General features: G+C 39.3%; 16 protein-coding genes. 2 read left to right on the top strand and 14 right to left on the bottom strand.

Going from position 1 to position 20,505, the window contains the following annotated elements; genetic code table 11:
- Window positions 1–8 precede the first annotated feature (8 nt).
- The 14 genes from rapZ to ACLU24_RS02220 all read right to left on the bottom strand — a co-directional run bounded on the left by rapZ (window position 9) and on the right by ACLU24_RS02220 (window position 17,547).
- The gene (gene rapZ / locus ACLU24_RS02285; protein WP_412610063.1) at window positions 9–872 is read right to left on the bottom strand and encodes an RNase adapter RapZ; all 864 of its coding nucleotides are present in this window, start codon (window positions 870–872) and stop codon (window positions 9–11) included.
- A gap of 15 nt (window positions 873–887) precedes the next feature.
- Entirely contained in the window at window positions 888–1,799 is a 912-nt protein-coding gene (gene murB, locus ACLU24_RS02280; RefSeq protein WP_412610062.1) for a UDP-N-acetylmuramate dehydrogenase, read from the bottom strand.
- Between the two features lie 62 nt (window positions 1,800–1,861).
- Window positions 1,862–2,818 carry an HPr(Ser) kinase/phosphatase gene (gene hprK, locus ACLU24_RS02275; RefSeq protein WP_412610061.1) on the bottom strand — a complete coding sequence of 319 codons (957 nt, stop codon included), beginning with the start codon at window positions 2,816–2,818 and terminating at the stop codon, window positions 1,862–1,864.
- Window positions 2,819–3,619: 801 nt separating this feature from the next.
- Complete coding sequence (locus ACLU24_RS02270; protein ID WP_412610343.1) at window positions 3,620–4,750, bottom strand: iron-containing alcohol dehydrogenase; 1,131 nt, start codon at window positions 4,748–4,750, stop codon at window positions 3,620–3,622.
- Window positions 4,751–4,865: 115 nt separating this feature from the next.
- Entirely contained in the window at window positions 4,866–6,086 is a 1,221-nt protein-coding gene (locus ACLU24_RS02265) for an aspartate aminotransferase family protein (protein ID WP_412610060.1), read from the bottom strand.
- 31 nt (window positions 6,087–6,117) lie between these two features.
- Complete coding sequence (locus ACLU24_RS02260; protein WP_022265653.1) at window positions 6,118–6,762, bottom strand: cytidylate kinase-like family protein; 645 nt, start codon at window positions 6,760–6,762, stop codon at window positions 6,118–6,120.
- Window positions 6,755–7,546 carry an amino acid ABC transporter ATP-binding protein gene (locus tag ACLU24_RS02255; protein ID WP_412610059.1) on the bottom strand — a complete coding sequence of 264 codons (792 nt, stop codon included), beginning with the start codon at window positions 7,544–7,546 and terminating at the stop codon, window positions 6,755–6,757. Before ACLU24_RS02255 ends, ACLU24_RS02260 begins: the two co-directional genes overlap by 8 nt.
- Before the next feature lie 14 nt (window positions 7,547–7,560).
- Window positions 7,561–8,319, bottom strand: a complete 759-nt coding sequence (locus ACLU24_RS02250; RefSeq protein ID WP_412610058.1) for an amino acid ABC transporter permease — start codon at window positions 8,317–8,319, stop codon at window positions 7,561–7,563.
- Window positions 8,320–8,465: 146 nt separating this feature from the next.
- Window positions 8,466–9,374: a transporter substrate-binding domain-containing protein gene (locus ACLU24_RS02245; protein WP_412610057.1), complete on the bottom strand. Its 909-nt coding sequence runs from the start codon at window positions 9,372–9,374 to the stop codon at window positions 8,466–8,468.
- Between the two features lie 777 nt (window positions 9,375–10,151).
- Window positions 10,152–11,630, bottom strand: coding sequence for a stage IV sporulation protein A (gene spoIVA / locus ACLU24_RS02240; RefSeq protein ID WP_412610056.1), 1,479 nt, complete (start codon window positions 11,628–11,630; stop codon window positions 10,152–10,154).
- A 15-nt stretch (window positions 11,631–11,645) separates the two neighbouring features.
- On the bottom strand, window positions 11,646–13,184 hold the full coding sequence (locus ACLU24_RS02235; protein ID WP_412610055.1) for a DUF3794 and LysM peptidoglycan-binding domain-containing protein: 1,539 nt from the start codon (window positions 13,182–13,184) through the stop codon (window positions 11,646–11,648).
- Window positions 13,185–13,821: 637 nt separating this feature from the next.
- Window positions 13,822–15,684 carry a LicD family protein gene (locus tag ACLU24_RS02230; RefSeq protein ID WP_412610054.1) on the bottom strand — a complete coding sequence of 621 codons (1,863 nt, stop codon included), beginning with the start codon at window positions 15,682–15,684 and terminating at the stop codon, window positions 13,822–13,824.
- An 18-nt stretch (window positions 15,685–15,702) separates the two neighbouring features.
- A complete protein-coding gene (locus tag ACLU24_RS02225) occupies window positions 15,703–16,731 on the bottom strand; it encodes an NAD-dependent epimerase/dehydratase family protein (protein WP_412610053.1) in 1,029 nt (342 codons plus the stop codon).
- 12 nt (window positions 16,732–16,743) lie between these two features.
- Window positions 16,744–17,547, bottom strand: coding sequence for an ABC transporter permease (locus tag ACLU24_RS02220; protein WP_412610341.1), 804 nt, complete (start codon window positions 17,545–17,547; stop codon window positions 16,744–16,746).
- 638 nt (window positions 17,548–18,185) lie between these two features.
- Between ACLU24_RS02220 and glgB the strand changes: the two genes are divergently transcribed.
- On the top strand, window positions 18,186–20,081 hold the full coding sequence (gene glgB / locus ACLU24_RS02215; RefSeq protein ID WP_412610052.1) for a 1,4-alpha-glucan branching protein GlgB: 1,896 nt from the start codon (window positions 18,186–18,188) through the stop codon (window positions 20,079–20,081).
- A 62-nt stretch (window positions 20,082–20,143) separates the two neighbouring features.
- Window positions 20,144–20,341, top strand: a complete 198-nt coding sequence (gene thiS / locus ACLU24_RS02210) for a sulfur carrier protein ThiS (RefSeq protein WP_412610051.1) — start codon at window positions 20,144–20,146, stop codon at window positions 20,339–20,341.
- Window positions 20,342–20,505 lie beyond the last annotated feature (164 nt).

The following is a 20,505-nucleotide window of genomic DNA, read 5'->3' as shown; positions in this document are numbered from 1 at the left end:
GCACCGCCTTATGTTCTTCTTATATCTCTGTGGTGGACTGACGCACGATAACCCTTTTTAATAAGGTATTCGTAAAGGTATTGTGCAGTTGCAACAGAACGGTGCTTACCTCCTGTACAGCCTATTGCAATCATAAGCTGGCTCTTGCCCTCATCGCAGTAGAGCGGAAGCATATATTCGATAAGAGAAATAAGTCTTTCAAGAAAACCCTTTGTCTGGTCCCATTTCATAACATAGTCGTAAACATTTTTATCAAGACCGGTGAAGTTTTTAAGCTCAGGAATATAGAAAGGATTCGGCAAACATCTTACATCGAAGATAATATCAGCCTCTGATGGTGTTCCATACTTAAAGCCGAAAGACATACAGTTGACAACAAGTCCGAATGACGAATCGCCAAGAAATAATGCAGAAATTCTCTCCTTTAGCTGTGAAGGCGAAAGGAAGGAAGTATCTATTATGTAGTCTGCACGATTTCTTACCGTTTCGAGCAAACCTCTCTCAAAGCTGACCGCATCTGAGGTTGAGCCATGATAAATATCTGCGAGAGGGTGCTTACGCCTTGTTTCCTTATATCTTCTGAGTATTACCTCGTCCTTTGCATCAAGGTAGAGGATTTTATAATTATTGTTATTGCTTTTGAGCTTGTTAAGTGCATCAAACAATGCGTCAAAAACATCTCCGCCTCGAATATCAGTAACAATAGCAACTTTTTTCATATGCTTGTCGGTTGATTTTTCGCAAAGCGAATAGAATGTCGGTATCAGTACAGGCGGAATATTATCGACACAATAGTAGCCAATATCCTCCATAATCCTCATAGCGTTGGATTTTCCTGCTCCTGAAAGCCCTGTTATAATTATAAATTCCATATATAACACCTCGTTTTATGCTCCGATAAATTTTACCTCACAGTGAAGCTCTACGCCCTTTTGCTTATACACTTCTTTCTTAACATAAGCAATAAGATTTTTGACATCTTCACAGGTAGCATTATTTTTATTTATTATAAAGCCTGAATGTTTTTCGCTGACCTCAGCCCCTCCGACACTTGCTCCTTTAAGTCCGCATTCCTCGATAAGCGCCGCCGCAAAGTATCCTTCAGGTCGCTTAAATGTACTTCCTGCACTTGGGTATTCAAGCGGCTGTTTACTCTTTCTCTTTCCCATCAGTTCGTCCATTTTTTCTCGGATTTCATTTTGCGGTTTATTTTCAAGCTTGAAAAGTACATCTGTTACAATATATTCCTTATCAGTAAAAACACTTTTGCGATAGCTAAAATCAAGCTCATCACGCTTAAAGCTTTTCAAAACGCCGTTTTCATCAACGTAGCTTACTGCCTCAACAACATCTTTCATTTCTCCGCCGTAAGCACCTGCATTCATATATGCCGCACCGCCTACTGTGCCGGGTATTCCCCAAGCAAATTCCAGTCCGCTAAGCGAATTTTTAAGTGCATAGCTACAAACAGACGCAAGAGCCGCTCCCGAACCGCAGCGAATCAAACCGTCTTCAGTAAGGTTCATCTCAGAAAATTTTCCGCCAAGCCTTATGACAATTCCTCTTATACCGTTATCGGATACAAGCAGATTTGAGCCTTTTCCTATAATGAAATATGGAATTTCATTTTCCTTACATAGGCCAATAAGCTCCGCAAGAGCCTTTTTTGTCTTAACCTCGCAGTATACATCGGCTTTTCCGCCAATTTTAAAGCTTGTATGCTTATTCATCGGCTCATCAAAGCTTATTTCTATATCTTCCTTTGTAAAATTATTTAAAAAATCAAAATTATATTTCATAAGCAGACAAATTCTCCTATTAAAGAGATGTGTTCCTTTCTCTCAGATAATCTAAAAAACTATCACCAATCAACAGATTTCTTTTCAGGCTCTGCATCATAAACTAAGCCTAAGCTTGCGAGCAACTCCTGTGCGGCATTATAGCCCATCTTCTTCTGTCTGTTATTCATTGCGGCAACCTCAATAATAACTGCTAAGTTACGGCCAGGCTTAACAGGTATAGTCAGAATCGGAACTTCTATTCCGAGAATATCCGTCATTTCGTTATCCATACCCATTCGGTCATATACTTTTTGGTTATCCCAAAGCTCAAGGTTGATAACCATATCAATATTTTCCGTCAGCTTAACAGCACCCATACCGAAAAGTCTTCTTGCATTTATAATTCCGATACCTCTTAATTCTATAAAGTGTCGGATATTTTCAGGTGCAGCACCAACAAGCGACTTTTTAGAAACCTTGCGAATCTCAACAGCATCATCTGCGATAAGTCTGTGTCCACGCTTGATAAGCTCTATTGCAGTTTCGCTCTTACCAACTCCGCTATCACCGACAATCAGCAGACCTTCACCATAAACTTCAACAAGAACGCCATGTCTGGTAATTCTTGGGGCAAGCTCTACATTCATATAAGAAACTATTGCCGCAGAAACCTCACTCGTAGCGTCAGCCGTACGCAAAATTGGAATCTGATGCTTTTCAGCAGCATCCATAAGCTCATGATAAGGAGTTATTCCTCTCGTAACAATAACAGCAGGAGGTTTCATTGCGAATATTCTGTCTATTACATGCTTTCTCTGTTCAGAACTGAATTTATTAAGATAAGCATTTTCAGTATTTCCGATAAGCATAAGACGGGTATTATCGAAATAATCAAGAAATCCGGTAAGTTCAAGACCAGGACGAATGACATCTCTTGAAGCGATAAGAATATCATCAGGATTACCCGGCATATATGCAGTATCAAGCTGAATTTCCTTTATAACTTTAGTAAGCGAAACAGAAAAATTATTATCCATAATAAATTAGCACCTACTTTCTTCTGATTTTACAAAATTCCGATTCTTGAAACATAAAATTTCAGTAAACTTTCTATTATATTATACAATAAATTTTCAAAAAATAAAAGCCCCAAAGTTAATTAATCTCGCCAATATTTTTTGTTAACTAAAAGTGGATTTTATTTGCTGCTTTTTAATGTTACCGATAAGCTTCCGAGCAGGCGAATACAGTTTATCCCTACTTATAACCCAATAGTTTGTTGTTTACAAAAGAAAAAATGGCAGACTTTGTCCGCCATTTAGATTAAGAGATATTAAGGGCGTTGCCCTTAAGCGGCAAGCCGCCGCCCCCAAGTCGCGTAATCGGTTTTTGCAAGCAAAACCCCGACATCTGGAAGGGCGGTTTATTGCCGCAAATAAAGAAATTATCAATGAACTACCAAAGGCCCGACCTAAACTTTAAGTGCCTTGAGATAAATTTCTTTTTGTCAGCAACATTAGTAAATAAGGGCGGACAAAGTCCGACCTTATGAAGTAAAGAATGTTAAGGGCTTCGCCCTTAAAACCCACCAAAGGCTCCGACGTAGGTGGACTACCTTTGGAAACTGCAAGCTTTTGAAAAAGCTTGAGCAAAACTTTTAATTGTCTTAGATAAGTGTACCAGCTAATCGTAGAGGCGAACTGTGTTCGCTCGGTAGTTTCTTCGACCGCGGCAAAAAACTTATCTCACTAATGTCGAGGTTTTGCGAGCAAAACCGACTCCGCGTCTTGACGGCGGAGGCACTCCGCCCGCGTCTTGTCCTGTGCGGTCACGCACTGCTAAATTGCTTTGCTGTAAATTTCTGCAACCTCTGCTCTATCAAAAACCTTTGGAGCATTATTCAAATTTCCAATCGAAATTTTCATACAGTTATCGGTCATCCACTCAACATCATCTTGAGTAATGCCTAAATCTCCAAGCTTTACTTCAAGGTCGATTGACTTTAAAAAACCTCTTATGCTGTCTGCACAATCTTTCTCATCTTTTCCGCCAAGTATCTTTGAAACCTCTGCGAACTTTTCAGGAAGTGCAGGTGCGAGCCTTTCAACAATAATCGGAGTAAGTGCCGCAAGACCTCTGCCATGAACGATATTTTTCAAACCTGAAGCAGGGTGTTCCATACCATGAGCCGCCGAAACTCCGGCAACACCGATTACCATACCGCCAAGTGTTGCCGCCAAGCTTACAGCCTCCCATGCATCATCGTTATTATAATCATTCATAAGCAGTGGAAGATTTTTTGCAATGAGTTTAATTGCAAGCAACGCCTGAGCGTCTGTGAGAGGATTCGCTTTCTTTGAAGTATAAGCTTCTAAGGAGTGAGTAAAAGCATCAAAGCCTACCGAAGAAAGTATATGCTTAGGCATAGTTTTCATAACATCCGGGTCAATGATAGAAACGCTTGGCAGAATGTTCATAGTATAGAGAGCCTTTTTATCCTTAGTTTTAGGATTTGTCAAAACAGCAATCTGGTTGCCCTCGCTTCCCGTTCCACAGGTTGTAGGAATAAGGATAACTGTCATAGCCTTTTTGCCCTGCTTTAAACCGAAAATATAATCAGAAATATCGCCCTCATTATTCATACAGAAAGCTATGCTTTTTGCAGCGTCCATAATTGAGCCACCGCCTACTCCAAGAATAATATCACAGCCTTCTTTTTTGGCAAGCTCAACGCCCTCATAAACAGTTGTTGTCAACGGATTCTGTGTAACCTTATCAAAAATCACCGCACCAACACCGTTTTTTTCAAGGCTTGCAGTAACTCTGCCAAGCAAACCAGATTTCTTTGTGCTGTTTCCGCCTGTTACAACGAGAGCCTTTCTGCCATAATCCTTGCAAACCTCGCCGACAAGCTCCGATTTGCCTTTTCCGAACATAAGATTTACAGGAAGCGAATAATTAAAATTCATCATAATCAACACCTCAACGAATTACTGTTCTAAAATCAGTTTGGGCTTTGCCACAAACATTTGAGAAATATTTTTCCCAGTTGTCCGAATAGCAAAGCCACTTTAAACTGTTCTATTATTTTTCAAGAGCCTTTACAGATTCAGCAATAATTTCAGCCGCCTTATCGCAATGCTCTTCTGTAAGAATAAGCGGTGGAACCATACGGATAATATTAGAACCGATGGCTGTAACAATAAGCTTTCTATCAAAGCATCCATGCTTAATATCTACTGAATTAAAGCCGTCCTCAAACTCAACACCAACGAAAAGTCCAAGTCCACGAACTTCCTTGACATGAGGAACAACTTCTCTGAGCTTATTCATAAAGTATTCGCCCATCTTCTTTGCATTGCCTGCTAAATCTCTGTCGAGAAGCTCTCCAATCTGAGCAAGTGATGCAGCACAAGCAACAGGGTTACCACTATATGTACTTCCGTGTGAACCGCTTGTGAAATGCTTTGCAACCTCGTCCTTTGCACAAATTGCACCGATTGGAAGTCCGCCGCCCATAGCCTTAGCCATTGATACGATATCAGGCTTAATGCCATAGTGCATATATGCCATAACCTCACCAGTTCTGCACCAGCCAGACTGAACCTCATCAAGACAAAGTAACAAGCCACGCTCATCGCAAAGCTTTCTAAGACCTGTCATAAATTCCTTAGTAGCTGGGTGAACACCGCCCTCGCCCTGTACAGGTTCAATCATAATAGCGATTGTCTTATCAGTGATTGCGTCTTCAAAAGCCTTGAGGTTGTTATACTCTGCGTACTTAAAACCAGGTGTCATAGGGCCGAAACCTTGCTGAATAGCTGAATCAGGTTGACCTGTTGCTGACATTGAACCAAAGCTTCTGCCGTGGAAGCCCATCTTTGCAGTAACGATTTCATACTTTTCAGGACCATACTTATCTACGCCATACTTTCTTGCAAGCTTAATCATAGCCTCGTTAGCTTCAGTACCTGAGTTCTGATAATAAATCTTATCCATACCGATAGTATCGCAAATCTTCTTAGCAAGCAATGCCTGAGGAATTGTATAAGGATAGTTAAATGTATGAATAAGGTCAGCAGCCTGTGACTGAATAGCCTTGACAACCTTTTCGTTGCAGTTACCAGCACTGTTTACGGCAATACCTGCATAGAAATCGAGGTAAGCGTTGCCCTTTTCGTCATAGATATACATATCCTTGGCTGTTTCTGCGATGAAATCGAAACGCTCATAGGTTTCAATCATATACTTCTTAACCAAGCCCTTTAGTTCTTCGGCAGTAAGTCCTGTTTCGCTGAGTTTCATAACAAATTCCTCCAAAATTTTATAAATTATTTTATAGCTTTTTGATACCAAGATAATCCATCTTGATTTTTACATAGCTTTCAATCAGCTGTACGCACTGCTCTATGCCAACCTTTTCGCTGTTAAGAGTAAGGTCATAGTTGATTGGATTTGTCCAGTAGTTGCCCTTCGTGTAATACTTGTAGTAATTAGCACGATATTTATCGGTCTGAACGATGTTTCTTTCTGCAACGGCTTCATTAACCTGCATATGCTCCATCGTTCTCTTTAAGCAGAAGTCACGAGGTGCTTCAATATAAAGACTGATTACATTATCTCTGCCTCTGAGTATCCAGTCGGCACACTTACCGACTATTACGCAAGATTGCGTTGCCGCAAGCTCCTCAATAATTTTTTTCTGATATTCGAAAAGCGTATCATCAGAAACGAATTTTCCTTTTGTGATATAGTTTCTTGCTCTCGGCAAGCCTTTCATAAATGCCGCAAAGCCACCTTTTTCTCGAACACGCTCATTAACCTCATTAAAAAGCTCCTCATCAAGACCGCTGAGCTGAGATGCAAGCGTAAGAATTCTGTTTTCGTAGCAGGATATTCCCAAATCCTTTGCGACCTTTGAGGCAATTTCCTTACCACCACTACCGAAACCACGAGCAACTGTAATAACAATATTATCCATTTGCTACAGCCTCCGTTTCAGCCTTGTTCTTCTGGTCATTAAGGAATCTTGAGAGGAACTCTCTTGTTCTCGGATTCTTAGGATTATAGAAAAGTTCCTTCGGAGGTGCGTCCTCGACAATATAACCTCTATCCATAAATATTGTTCTTGTAGATACATCTCTTGCGAATGCCATTTCGTGAGTAACGATAATCATTGTAAGACCTGTGTGTGCAAGATCTTTCATTACATTAAGAACACCACCGACCATTTCAGGGTCAAGAGCGGAAGTCGGTTCATCAAAGAGCAGAACCTCTGGATTCATACACAAAGCTCTCGCAATAGCGACACGCTGTTTCTGACCACCGGAAAGCTGAGATGGATATGCGTTTATATAAGGCGCCATACCGACTGCTTTGAGATGCTTAATAGCTCTCTCAAAAGCTTCCTGCTTTGATTCGTGCAAAACACTTGTAACCGCAATCATACAATTCTTGAGAACAGTCATATTTTCAAAAAGATTGAATGACTGGAAAACCATACCTACCTTTGAGCGGTATTCATTGATTTCTTTTTGTCTGTCTGCAACTTCCTTGCCGTTGAAGTAAATCTTGCCGTCTGTCTGCTGTTCAAGTTTATTGATGCAACGGAGCAGTGTAGATTTACCTGAGCCTGACGAACCAACTATACAGATAACCTCGCCCTTCTCGACAGCAAAGTCTATTTTTCGGAGAACCTGATGGTCGCCAAAGGACTTGCTTAAATTTTCAATAGCAATAACCTTTTTTGCTGTTTTTTCTGACATAGTTTAATCTCTCCTTATGCTGATTCTTTCATATACTCAACTGCAAGCACATAATCCTTCTTCTTTGCAAGCTTCTTTTCGAGCAAGAGGAAAAGACGATTCAGTACGAAGCAAAGTACAAAATAAATAACTGCAATTACGAGGTATGATTCGAAATACTTGTAGTATGTACCACCGGCTGTCTTTGCAACAAGAAACAGCTCGGAAACGCCGATAACATTCAAAACAGATGTCATCTTAAGGTTTGTAAGGAATGTGTTTACCATTTCAGGAACAACATTCTTGAAAGCCTGTGGAAGAACTACTCGGAACATTGTAAGCATTGGTGACATACCGAGCGACCAAGCGCCCTCTTTTTGTCCCTTATCAACAGAATTGATACCGCCTCTGACTGTTTCTGCCATATAAGCACCTGTATTAAGAACAGTAACAAGAATACCTGCGAATATTGGGGATATCTTAACATTTGCCTGAAGTAAACCGTAGTAAACGATCATACCCTGTACTATCATTGGTGTGCCTCTGAAAATCTCAACATAAACAAGGCAGATAATTTTCAGGGTTCTCATAAGTATGCGCTTAATTAAATTATCCTGCTTGTTGATTTTAATATCCTGAACCATACCAACAAGATAACCAACTATAAAGCCTACCAATGTACCTATTACGGCGATATAAAGTGTTATCCAAAGACCTTCAAGGAACATATATTTATATTCGTTCGCTATATACACTATCCATTCAAACATATTACTAGGATCGGAAAAATTCATAAAATGTTCTCCCCTTATTCATTGCTATTCTTATAATATCTGTGGCTGCCTTTTACAGCAGCCACAGTATCAATTATTTACACCTGTGTGTTTAACTAAAATTCCTATTTAACTTATTGCTAATTTCTTAATCTGCGATACTACACTTAGTTAGCTGCCGGCTGAGCTGCGATTGCCTTTTCCATAAGCTCGTCCATCTTTGACTTATCGTTCCAGCCAATCTTATCCATAGCGCCCTGAATCTTATCTCTTAGCTCTGTATCATTCTTTCTTGTTGCGATACAAACATTTGTCATTTCCTGGTCATTCTTGAAAGTATCGTTTTTATCAAGCTTGATAATCTTCAAGTCCTTATTTGTAAGCAATGCAGATTCAGCTGTCGGTACATCAATAACTGCAACATCAGCAACACCATTTGAAACCGCCATAAATACTTCACCGGTTGTTTCGTAATTAGAACCAAGTACACCATCAGGAATCTGATCGAGCAAGTCAACCCAACCTGTACCAAGCTGTGTTGTAACCTTTACATTCTTACCCTTGAGCTGTGATAAACCTGTAACCGAAGCAATATCTGAATCAGCCTTTACAACAATGCAGTTATCTCTGTAATAATACGGTTCTGTGAAAGAATAGGATTTTGCTCTGACAGCCGTCTTACCCATACCAGCGATAACGCAATCATACTCCTGAGAATCAAGTCCAAGTCCGATTGAATCCCATTCAACCTTATGAACTTCAACCTCCATATCAAGTTCCTTTGCAATCTTCTGTGCTACCATAACATCATAGCCATAAGCATATGTGTTCTGTCCGTAAATCTTTACAGCTTTTCCACCGTCACTAGCTGTTTCCGAAGACTGTGTCCAGTTAAACGGTGCATATGTACATTCCATACCGACACGAAGAACCTTTTTATCGCTTGAACCTGTTGAGCCTGCCGTATTGCTTGCAGATGAGGTTGCTGTTTCTGAACCTCCGCAACCTGCAAAAATTGCCATCGTCATACAGCTTGCCATTGCGATTGCCAATACTTTCTTAAACCTGTTTTTCATACTTACCCTCTCCTATCAATATAAATGATTATAAAGAAAGGCGTCACTTCATAATTTGCTGAATCCCTCTTTTCAGCACATCGAAGCGACGCCTTTGTCCCTATGTGAATTTTTGTTTTCATTATAATTACATAATGAAAACTGTTACCTTAAAAGCAAACTTTACTCATCGGAAACTCCTCCTGAACCGACTAAACTGAAAAAGGTCACTTTCAGGTTTCCGCACATCTTTGTTGCGTACTCACTGAAGTGACCTCATTGTCTTACTTAAATTTCATCAAGTGGTTTATCTCACTTGGTATGTTTGTAGTATAGCACTCCGTTTTTGAAATTGCAAGGGGTAATTTGCATTTTTTGTCGAATTTTTGGAACTTCGTGCATTTATAACTAAGCTTAATAACCAAGTTAGTATTTTATATACAAAATGAACTTATAAGTCATAACAAAGAACAAATATAGAATTTTATTTGCTGTTTTTTCTTTTGTTGACAACATTAGTTTAAAAATGGCGGACGAAGTTCGCCATTTAAGGAGCAAGAGATGTTAAGGGCGTTGCCCTTAAAACCCCACGAGGGACTCCGTCCCTCGACCCTGCAAGCTTTTGAAAAAGCTTGAGCAAAACTTTTAATTGTCTTGGGAAAACCTGTTAGCTAATCGTAGGGGCGAACTGTGTTCGCCCGCTCGGTAGTTTTCCAAACCGCGGCAACTATTTTCCCTAATCCACTACGAGCGAGGCTTGCCGAGCGATTCCGCGTCTTGGGTGCGGCGGCTCGCCGCTCAAAGTATAATGCAAATCAAACCGTTACAGCCCTCATTGATAATGCGTTCAATAGTTTCCTTGAGTTTATTTCTTGCGTCGGCAGGCATACGATAAAGCTTATTGTGCAGACCTTCGTTGACAAGCTCGTGCAGAGATTTTCCAAAAATATTCGATTCCCAAATCTTTGACGGGGCCTCCTCAAATTCTTTGAGCAGATATGTCACAAGCTCCTCAGATTGCTGTTCCGAACCGACTATCGGTGTAATTTCCGTCTTAATTTCTGTCTTGAGCATATGCACTGATGGTGCGCAGGCTCTCAAACGAATACCATACTTTCCGCCCTGTTTGATGATTTCAGGTTCTTCAAGGGTAAGCTCTTCCATTGTCGGCATAACAATTCCGTAGCCTGTTTCGTTTACATCTTCGTATGCCTTGCGAACCTTCTCAAAATCCGCTCGCATTGCAGAAAGCTCCATAAGAGTATCAAGCAATGCTCCCTCGTCCTCAATCTCAAGTCCTGTCTTTTCTCCAAGTACCTTATAGAATAATTCAGGGGCGAGCCTTACCTCCATTCTTGCGTGACCTGTACCAAGGTCTAAGGCTGTTGCGACCGCAGATGTTACATATTCGCATTGCTGTATGCCGTCGGTTATTTCTTTAATCTGACGAATACGCTTTGCCTCTCTCGATGAATCCTGTATGCACTTGAAAACAGAACTTCTGAGCCAATGATCCTTTTCAAGAGAAGTAACCCACTTCGGCATATCAACCTTGATTTCCTTTATCGGAAATTCAAAAAGTACATGGGCAAGAATCCTCTTGATTTCCTCCTCATCAAGTTCAGGACAACTTACAGGCTCAACAGGAACATTATACTTTTCCGAAAGCATTTTCGCAAGATTTCTTGTTTCTGCCGCATTCGGATACATTGAGTTAAGAAGCATAATAAACGGCTTATTTATCTCTTTAAGCTCATTTACAACTCGTTCCTCGGCTTCCTCATACTCTCCACGCTCAATATCGCTGATAGAGCCATCGGTTGTAATCACTAAACCAATCGTTGAATGGTCTGTAATAACCTTTTTCGTGCCGATTTCGGCAGCCATATTAAATGGAATAGCCTCCTCAAACCACGGTGTTTTTACCATTCGTGGCTGTTCGTCCTCGATATAGCCTATCGCACTCGGAACGATATACCCAACGCAATCAATCATTCTTACACGAAAGGTTGCGTTTCCGCCAATATTAACCTCGACAGCCTCTTCAGGAATAAACTTCGGCTCGGTAGTCATAATTGTTCTGCCTGCCGCTGATTGTGGAAGTTCATCTGTTGCCCTGCCACGAGTTTGCTCATTTTCGATATTCGGAATAACGAGCGTATCCATAAAACGCTTGATAAAAGTGGATTTACCCGTTCTGACAGGTCCTACAACGCCAATATAAATATCGCCGTTGGTACGCTGTGCAATGTCGCTGTATATATTTCTCTCTTCCATTGTGTTTTCCTCCCCTTACATCGGTATAAGAATCATTCCGCGAGCAGATATAACATCATCAGCTAAATCATTTTGCATTTTTATAGCTTCAACACTTGTGCAATAGTTTCTTGCTATACTCCAGAGATTTTCTCCTGCGTCTGCATAATAAATCGTAAGAGCCGCTGTTTTATCACGCTCACGCTTCTGTTCCTCATCTGCCGTAATCTCATTGACTATTCGCTTTGAGATACTTTCAGAAACAGCCATATGCAATGAAATTCCTGCACGAGCTTCAAGGCTGTTTTCTCCTGAGATACGGTAGCTTATACTAAGTGGGGCAACAATCGGTTTGCAGGAAGGATTTATCACCTTTCCAATATCATATTCACGATTGAATTCAATCGGTTTTTCTGTATAGAATACTGCGTCATTCTCGTCACAGCCAAGTATACAGCAGGTAAGTTTGCATTTAACCATCAGCTTACCCTCTGCTTGCTGAAATTCGCACGAACACTGTGGAGAATCTCCATAAATATCAATTATTCGTGAGATAGCGGAATCAAGATTTATGTCGCTCTTTTCACTGATTTCGTCATCTATAACTGTTGCAATGTGTCTGCAAGAAATTTGCTTATAGGTTAAATCAAGCTCATAAGCTCTTGAATAAGCGTCATCTATAATCTTGACTGTATCTTCGTTATATACAGTCGCCACTACACAAAGCTTTGCTTCAAAGCTTATAAGGGTGCTGTCATCATCAAAATCAGATTTCAAACCAGCCTCATAGCTTTGAACAGTAAGCTCCATATCGCAAGTATCAGAATCACTTATTCCCGATGCATCAAGCATTTCATTTATCGGAATACTAAATTCTGCTGTATCAAGCTCGCCTGTTTCGAGGTCTGTAACATATAATATTTTCAGAACTGCCTCGCCCTTAACAATCAGCTTTTCGGCAGCAATTTTCGGCTCGGAATGGCTGACTGTAAGTTCAGTTCGGATAATTGTCTGCGGAGCGGGACGATTTTTTCCAATATCAAGAGTTTCATTGATGTTGATAATTCCGCTTGAAATTCCCACAAGAGAACTTATTGGAACTGTACTGCTTTTCTGTTCAACATCGTCCCCTTGAACAGTTTCCGGAATTTCCTGCTGAGATTCTTTAAGCACCCTCGCAGAAACGGTAAACGCACCATGAATATCAAGTCTTCTTGGTGTCAAGGCTCGGCAGTTGACATATTCCGTCTTTAAAGAAACGCTTGCAACAGCGTTTTCAGAATCTCCCTTGATAGTAAATGAGCAAGAGAACGGCGAAGTATGCTCACAGCACCTTATAGTTTTATTTTTAGAATCGAGATACAAAACTTTAATATTAACTACACCGTCAGTTTCGAGGTTTCCTCCCGAAAGATTTTTCATTGATATGTACGGAGTTGCCGTACACTTCAGAATTTTCTCTATATCGGGACAATAATCAGGCAAAGTGAAGTCTATATCGACAGGCTGTTCACTGCTGCCCTCAAACACAGCTTCGCACACACTCAATGCCTTTTTCAACAGAACATATTCCATACAATATCCTCTCCTTTTTTAGTTCTAAAAATTTATATGCAACAAAAGCAGAGAATATAACCAATATATAAAAAGGCGGTGCGTGACCGCACAGGACAAGGCGCAGCGGAGTGCCTCCGCTCCCAAGACGCGGCGGAGTGCCTCCGCCCCCAAGACGCGGAATCGCTCGGCTTTGCCTCGCTCGTAGTGAGTGAGGGAAGTTTATCCACGCAGAGGACTAAACTACCGAGCGGGCGAACTCAGTTCGCCCCTACGATTGGCTTATTCACTTCTCTAAGAAAATTAAAGTTTATGTCAAGCCTTTTTAAAGGCCTGCGGTTTCCAAAGGTAGTCACCTACGGCAGATCCTTTGGTAGTTAATTGGTAATTTCTTTATTTGCGGCGAGCCGCTTAAGGGCGAAGCCCTTAACATCTCTTGCCCCTGTAAGGGCGGATTTCGTCCGCCCTGTTGCTAACATACTACCAAGTAGGCAAACAGAGTTCGCCCTTAATGGCTAATGTTGATAACAAAAAAACGGCGGATAAAATCCGCCGCTCAAAGAGCAATGAAATGTTGAGTTTCGCCCAAAAGTTTTTCGCTTTCTGCGGAGAGCGACCAAAGGCTCACGCAAAACTTTTAAGTTTCACCAAACTTACATTATTTATTAACTTCAAATTTTGAGTACTCGCTCATATCAAGCTGCACTATGCTATGACTCGTTTGTCGCTGACTTGCAGGCGGCAACTTCATATAATCTCCGTAAAGATAAGTCAAATACTTATCATATTCCTTTGGAATCGGAAAATCGTGGCCATGAATCTTTACATAAATAACTTCATCAAGATATGATTTCGGGAATGCTCCATGATAAACATTTCTGCCCATTCCATCATAAAGATACTTCGCATTTTTCTTATGCTTGAATATTTTAAATATTCTATACTGTATCCACTGTGAAACTCTTATCGGGAAAATCGCTTTCAAAATATTCGCAACGAAAGACTGTACTTTTTTCTTATTGTTAATCTTTCGGTGATTCCACTTATTGAATATCATAGCACGAATCAAAAGTGTAAACTGCAAATGGAGCTTTTGTCCCAGTGCAGAATTTGCGGTATTATCGTGAGCAAATATGTCAAACGCCATACCGTTATTCATTTTGCCGTGCGTCTTTGAATACTTTGTTGCGAACATAGTATTATCAAGCCTGATTTTTGCAAATGGATAGTGGCAATATTTATCTGTTTTAGAGGTTTGCAAGGTCAAACCTTCCGGCAACTCACTTTGGGCAATTTCGAGGAATTTATCGTAATCCTCTCTTAGCATCATAATATCTGCATCATCGTCCCAAGGGATAAAACCTCCGTGTCTTACCGCACCGAGCAAAGTTCCTCCGCCAAGAAAATATTTTATATTATGCTTTCGGCAAATTCTATCGAACTCAAGAAGATAACCAACCAAAACATTCTGTATATCGACCATCTTTCCTTCGTGAGAAGCGTCATAACCGAAAGGCTCATCAGTCTGTCTGCTTTTTACGCAAAGCTGAATTATTTCACTAAGCTCAAGGAGAGGCTCACAACCGGAATTAACTATCATAGCATTATTCATTGCAGTGCCATAATAAGGGTCATTTTCACAAGCTGTAAGTTCTATTTTTGCAAGGTCTGGGTAAATGTCATAAATCATACTTGCAAGCATACCGACTGAAACTGTAGCATTTCTGCTTATAACATTAAATACAGAATTTTCCTTAAATTCATAGAAAGCATAAAGCAATGCGTGAATTACTTCATTCAGATATGTGAATGAATATTTTTTGCGTGTATTAGGCAAAGAAATTTGTTTACCCTCTGCAACTGCATTAAAAAGCTCATCTGTGAAATTTTTCGGAAGTTCAGCCTTTGCACCAAGTAAAATTCCTGAACGCAAAATTACTGTTGGCAAATTAAACTGCTTTGCATATGCAGAAAAATATGTTTCTATTGAAACAGCTGTGGTTTGCGACATATCGCCGTTATTTGAGAATGGAACAAAGCCTGCTTCGTTTTCAGAAATTACCAAACCACGCTCAAGCTCGCCATATACACGATAATCTGAAAGCAAAATACATCTTTCAAGACAATTTTTTGCTGTTGAAATAGCTCTTGCAAAATTGTTTGTTATTCTGCAATACTCCGCAGATGTTCCGTCAAGCTCTAAACCGCATATACCAGTTGAGATAAAGAAAGTATATTCAGTAGCGGCAGCTTGTTCATAACTGCAAAGTGAAAAATCATTTCTTTCTGTAAGCTTTTCAGAAAGTTCATTGCCATTACCAAGCATAAGAACCTTGATAGAAAGATTTTCTTTGTCATTAAGAGCAAGCAAGCTCATACATACAGTAAGCTTCATATATTCAGACTCGCCGTCAACAACAATCGTCTTTCCGCTCAATTTCTTGTATGGGAAATCCTCTACTCCGAGCATTGCAAGAGCGTAATCTCTTTCATATTCACCCAATATTTCAGATATATTCATTAAGCAATTCGCCCTTCTTTATAAATTAAGAACCTTTTGTACACCCTCTTCAAGAGTGAGGTGTTCTTTAAAACCAAGATTTGAAAGTTTTTCACCATCAAGAATTAAGCAAGGCGTCATAAATGAGCTTTCCTGTGGTTCTTCTGCTGTGAGATTTTTCTTTTGAAGTTTTTCTGCGGTAGTAAGTATCATACGGAGAGTAGCTGTATTATTCTTGAAAGCTATATTATAAGCCTCATTATCTTTACCATTTAGTAAGATAAACAATATTGCCCTTACACAATCCGCAAGATAAACTACGCTCATTTTTTCGTCAGCAAGCTTTGGCAAAATTGCTATATTGGTTTTAGAATCCTGAATAAGCTTGAAAATTTTCTTGCTATTTTTTGAGCAAAGTCCTCTGCCATAGCCGTACATAATAGGTAATCTCGCAAAGCTTACGGATATGCCTCTTTCCTTAGCAAAGCTACTTACTAAGGTTTCAGAAAATCTTGCATCTGCTCCACTGAGATTTTTTGAATCTGTAAGAGAAATATATCCGACTTCATCTTCTTTTATAGGCTCAAAACCGTTATGTACTGAGCCATAAATATCCATAGGAGAAACGAATACAAGTCGAGCTTTTTTTCTTGCGGCAAGAGCCATAACAGATGAAATCATCGTCTTGCTTTTTGCAAGAAGTGTGCCTATACTTGTCTTTGATTTAGCTATATCATATTCATTTGTAGAAATAAAGATTATATAATCAAGCGTACTTTCTGCTATTTTATCAAAATTTTCAAATAAATCATTAATAGCTGTGAAATCACTTCTATCCTGTTGATTAAGCTTTCCGACAGATATTACCTTTATATTATCGCCAAAAAGGTCATTTCTCAATAAAAGCGAAAACGCTGTACTTTCATTTACAGCGTCATTTTCACCAACTATGAGAACCGTTTTATTCTTCAGCTTATCAAAGTTTAAATTTGAATTTGCTATATATTTGAAATCATCAAGCATATAGCTATATTTGTTATCGCCAAAAAGGCTTTCAATTTTTATCATGCTACATCTCCATTACAGTACATCAGGTAATCTCTTTCTTAGTCTTGTAAAGTTAAAGATTCCTAAGAATACTATCACTACAAATTCTGCAAAGAATATAATTGTTTCCGTTGAATTATCGAAAAGCGGTGCTCCTGTAAGGAAGGCTTTTCTATAACCGTTTACAAAATAGTTAATAGGATTGAAGTACATTATCTTTCTAAGCCAGTCGTATTCTATCGTATATGAATTGTAGATAATTCCTGAAAGCCAGAAAAGACCTGACATAAAGGAAACTATCATATTTTCAAAATCTCGGCTGAACGCACACATCGGAGCCGTAGACCACGAAAGTGCCAAGAAGAACATAAACATCAGCGGACAATAATAGAAAAATTCAAGATTAGACCACATCGGATGTATTCCTGCAAGAAGCATATATAAATACATCAAAACAGACAAGAAGAAATGTACAAATAGTCTTGAAAGAGTGACATAAGACATTATTGTGGAAACAGGAAACGAAACCTTTGTGACAAACTGACTATTGGTTCGAATTGATTTAGAACCCATAAGAATTGCATCATTTATAAAGAACCACGGCACAAATCCAACCATAAGGAATATGAAGTATGGAGTTCCGTTACCAAGCTCGTCACGAGCCGCACCTCCGCGAACACCAATAGCAAACGCAAACCAATAAACAAACAATGTAAATACCGGTTTAACAACTGCCCAAAGCGGTCCGATTACCGCACCCTTATAAGTTTTAATAAGTTCATTTTTTGCAAGAATAAAGATTTGCTTTCCAAAACCTTTATGGTCATTCCAAATCATTCCCAAATTATAACACCGCCTTAAATTTTTAAATAAAAAATACAGATAAAACTTATTTTATATAAAATACGAACCTCGTTCGCACTTAGAGGGTAAGAGATTTTAAGGGCGTTACCCTTAAACCCCATGAGTGACTCCGTCCCTCAACACTGCGAACAGATTTCACCAGCAAAGCTGGTGTAGAAAAGGTTCGAGCGAAACTTTGCGGCGAGCCGCCGCAGACAAGACGCGGAATCAGTTTTGCACTGCGAAACTTCGACATTGATAAGGTAAGCCGATTGCTGTGAAAAAATAACTGCCGAATGATTATTTACTGCGTCTTCAACATATATTGAAACCCATACTTTTTCAATTTACCATGCACTATTTATTCTATTGTTTTTTGGGCATTTGTCAATATATATATAGGAATTTCAGCTAATTTCCTACTCATTTTAAATTTATTTCCTAATTCTGTCTAATTTGCTAATACATATTCTGCACTTTTCAACTAATTTGCCTTTTATAAAAGTTGATTATCTATGAATATTTTCTACAAAATTCTTTTTTGGTTTTACAAATTTTTAGGAATGTATAGTGACAATAATTTGATTTTTTGCTATACTAAGCATGGAATATTATATATAGGAGGAATTATAATGCTTGATTTTTCATCCGAAGTCTTTTATCGTGGAGAATGTTTCTATGCTTATAAATATTTTGGCGCTCATATAACTGATGGTGGTGTAATGTTCCGAGTATATGCACCTGCTGCTCGTAGAATTGAGCTTATCGGAGAATTTAACGGCTGGAACGGCGAAAACAGTGCTATGAAAAACGATGGCAGAGGTTTTTACGAACTTTTTGTTCCTAACGCTTGTGAAGGTCAGATGTACAAATATAGAGTATATCAGGCTAATGGCAGAATAGTGGACAAAGCCGACCCATACGCTTTTGCATCTGAACTAAGACCAGGTACAGCCTCTATTATAGCATCGCTTGATAAATTTAAGTTTACCGATTCTAAGTGGATAAATTCACGCACAAAGCTGTATGATGAACCTTTTAACATTTATGAGATTCATTTTGGTTCTTGGAAAATGCCTAACGGCGGTATCACTGAAGAAAGCAAGCCTGATGAACTTTGGTATAATTATAGCGAAATTGCGGACGAGCTTATCGCTTATGTAAAGGAACATCATTTCACACACATCGAAATACTTCCGCTTGCAGAACACCCATTTGACGGCTCTTGGGGTTATCAGGCTGCCGGTTATTTCAGTGCGACAAGCCGTTATGGCAAACCTCAGGATTTGATGAACTTCATAAATAAGTGCCATAATAATGGCGTTGGCGTCATTATTGACTTTGCATTCGTACATTTTGTCCGTGATGACTACGCAATGGGTATGTTTGACGGCACACCACTTTATGAGTATCCACCGTCAGATGTAAATCAAAGTGAATGGGGTTCTTATAACTTTAATCTCTCAAAAGGCGAGGTTCAGAGCTTTCTTATGAGTTCTGCTGCATTCTGGCTCGATATATACCACTTTGACGGTATTCGTATGGACGCTATCAGCAATGCTATCTACTGGATGGGCAACAAAGACAGAGGAATTAACGACAGAGCTTTGGATTTCGTCCGTAAGATGAACTGGAATCTTGATAATACATTCAGAAATGTTATTCTTATTGCAGAAGATTCAACCGACTTCCCGAATGTTACCCGCCCTGTTGAAAAGGGTGGCTTAGGCTTTGATTATAAATGGGATTTAGGCTGGATGAATGATACTCTTGAATATTTCAAGCTTGACCCATTCCTCCGCCAATATCATCACAATAAAATTAACTGGTCTATGGCTTATTTCTACAATGAACGCTATCTGCTCCCACTTTCACATGATGAAGTTGTTCATGGAAAGGCAACTATCGTCAATAAAATGTGGGGATTATATGGCGAAAAATTTTCTCAGGCTCGTTCACTCTATGCATATATGTTTACTCACCCCGGTAAAAAGCTTAATTTTATGGGTAATGAAATTGCACAATTCCGTGAATGGGACGAAACTAAAGAGCCTGACTGGTTCTTGCTTAAATATCCATCACACAACGGATTTGCAAGATTCTTCAATGATATATCCGCAGTTATGGAGGCTCACCCCGCTTTCTATAAACACGATTATGACAGCAGCGGTTTCTTATGGATTGATGCTAATGATAACCACAACAATATTTATTCCTATATAAGAAAAAGCGAAAAAGATGCCTTTATAGTTATTATGAACTGTGCTCCTGTAACTCATGAGAATTTCCCTATCGGGACAGAATATCCTTGTGAACTCACTGAAATTATCAATACTGAATGGGATATTTATGGTGGCTGCAATGTAAGAAATGATAAAAAAATCAAATCAGAAGATATTCCTTATAATAACTTCCCTTGCACTGCGAAAGTTACTGTGCCGCCTTTTGGAACTGTTATCTTTGAAGTGAAAAAAATTAATAGACCAATCAAGCGAATGACAGCAAAGCCAAAGACAACAAGAAGATAAGCTGTTGCTCTATTTACTCTGATATGCTATAATATTCAAAAATCAAACGAAGGAGAATTGCAATGAAAGTAAACGGAGAACAGATTCAGCTAACAAAAGCGACAACACTTGAGGAATTTCTTAAAGAACAAGGCTATAACATTCAAAGAATTGCCGTAGAACGCAATGATGAGATTGTACCACGAGAAAATTTTTCTGAGGTTATTCTAAATGACAGTGACATAATAGAAGTTGTACACTTTATGGGTGGCGGTTGCTAAAAGTTAAATGCAAAAAAACTTCCGTAGTTTTATATTAAGCTACGGAAGTTTTTTATTTTTATAATTCTAATGATAGCAACAAACTGTATTTGCTTATTTGGTAGCTTGTTAGCAATATCAGTCATAATGGCGGACCAAAGTCCGTCCTTAAAGGAGCAAGAGCT

It is taken from the genome of Pseudoruminococcus sp., from assembly GCF_047012705.1.
Classification (GTDB): Bacteria; Bacillota; Clostridia; order Oscillospirales; family Acutalibacteraceae; genus Pseudoruminococcus.
This window is presented reverse-complemented; position numbering and strand designations above follow the sequence as displayed.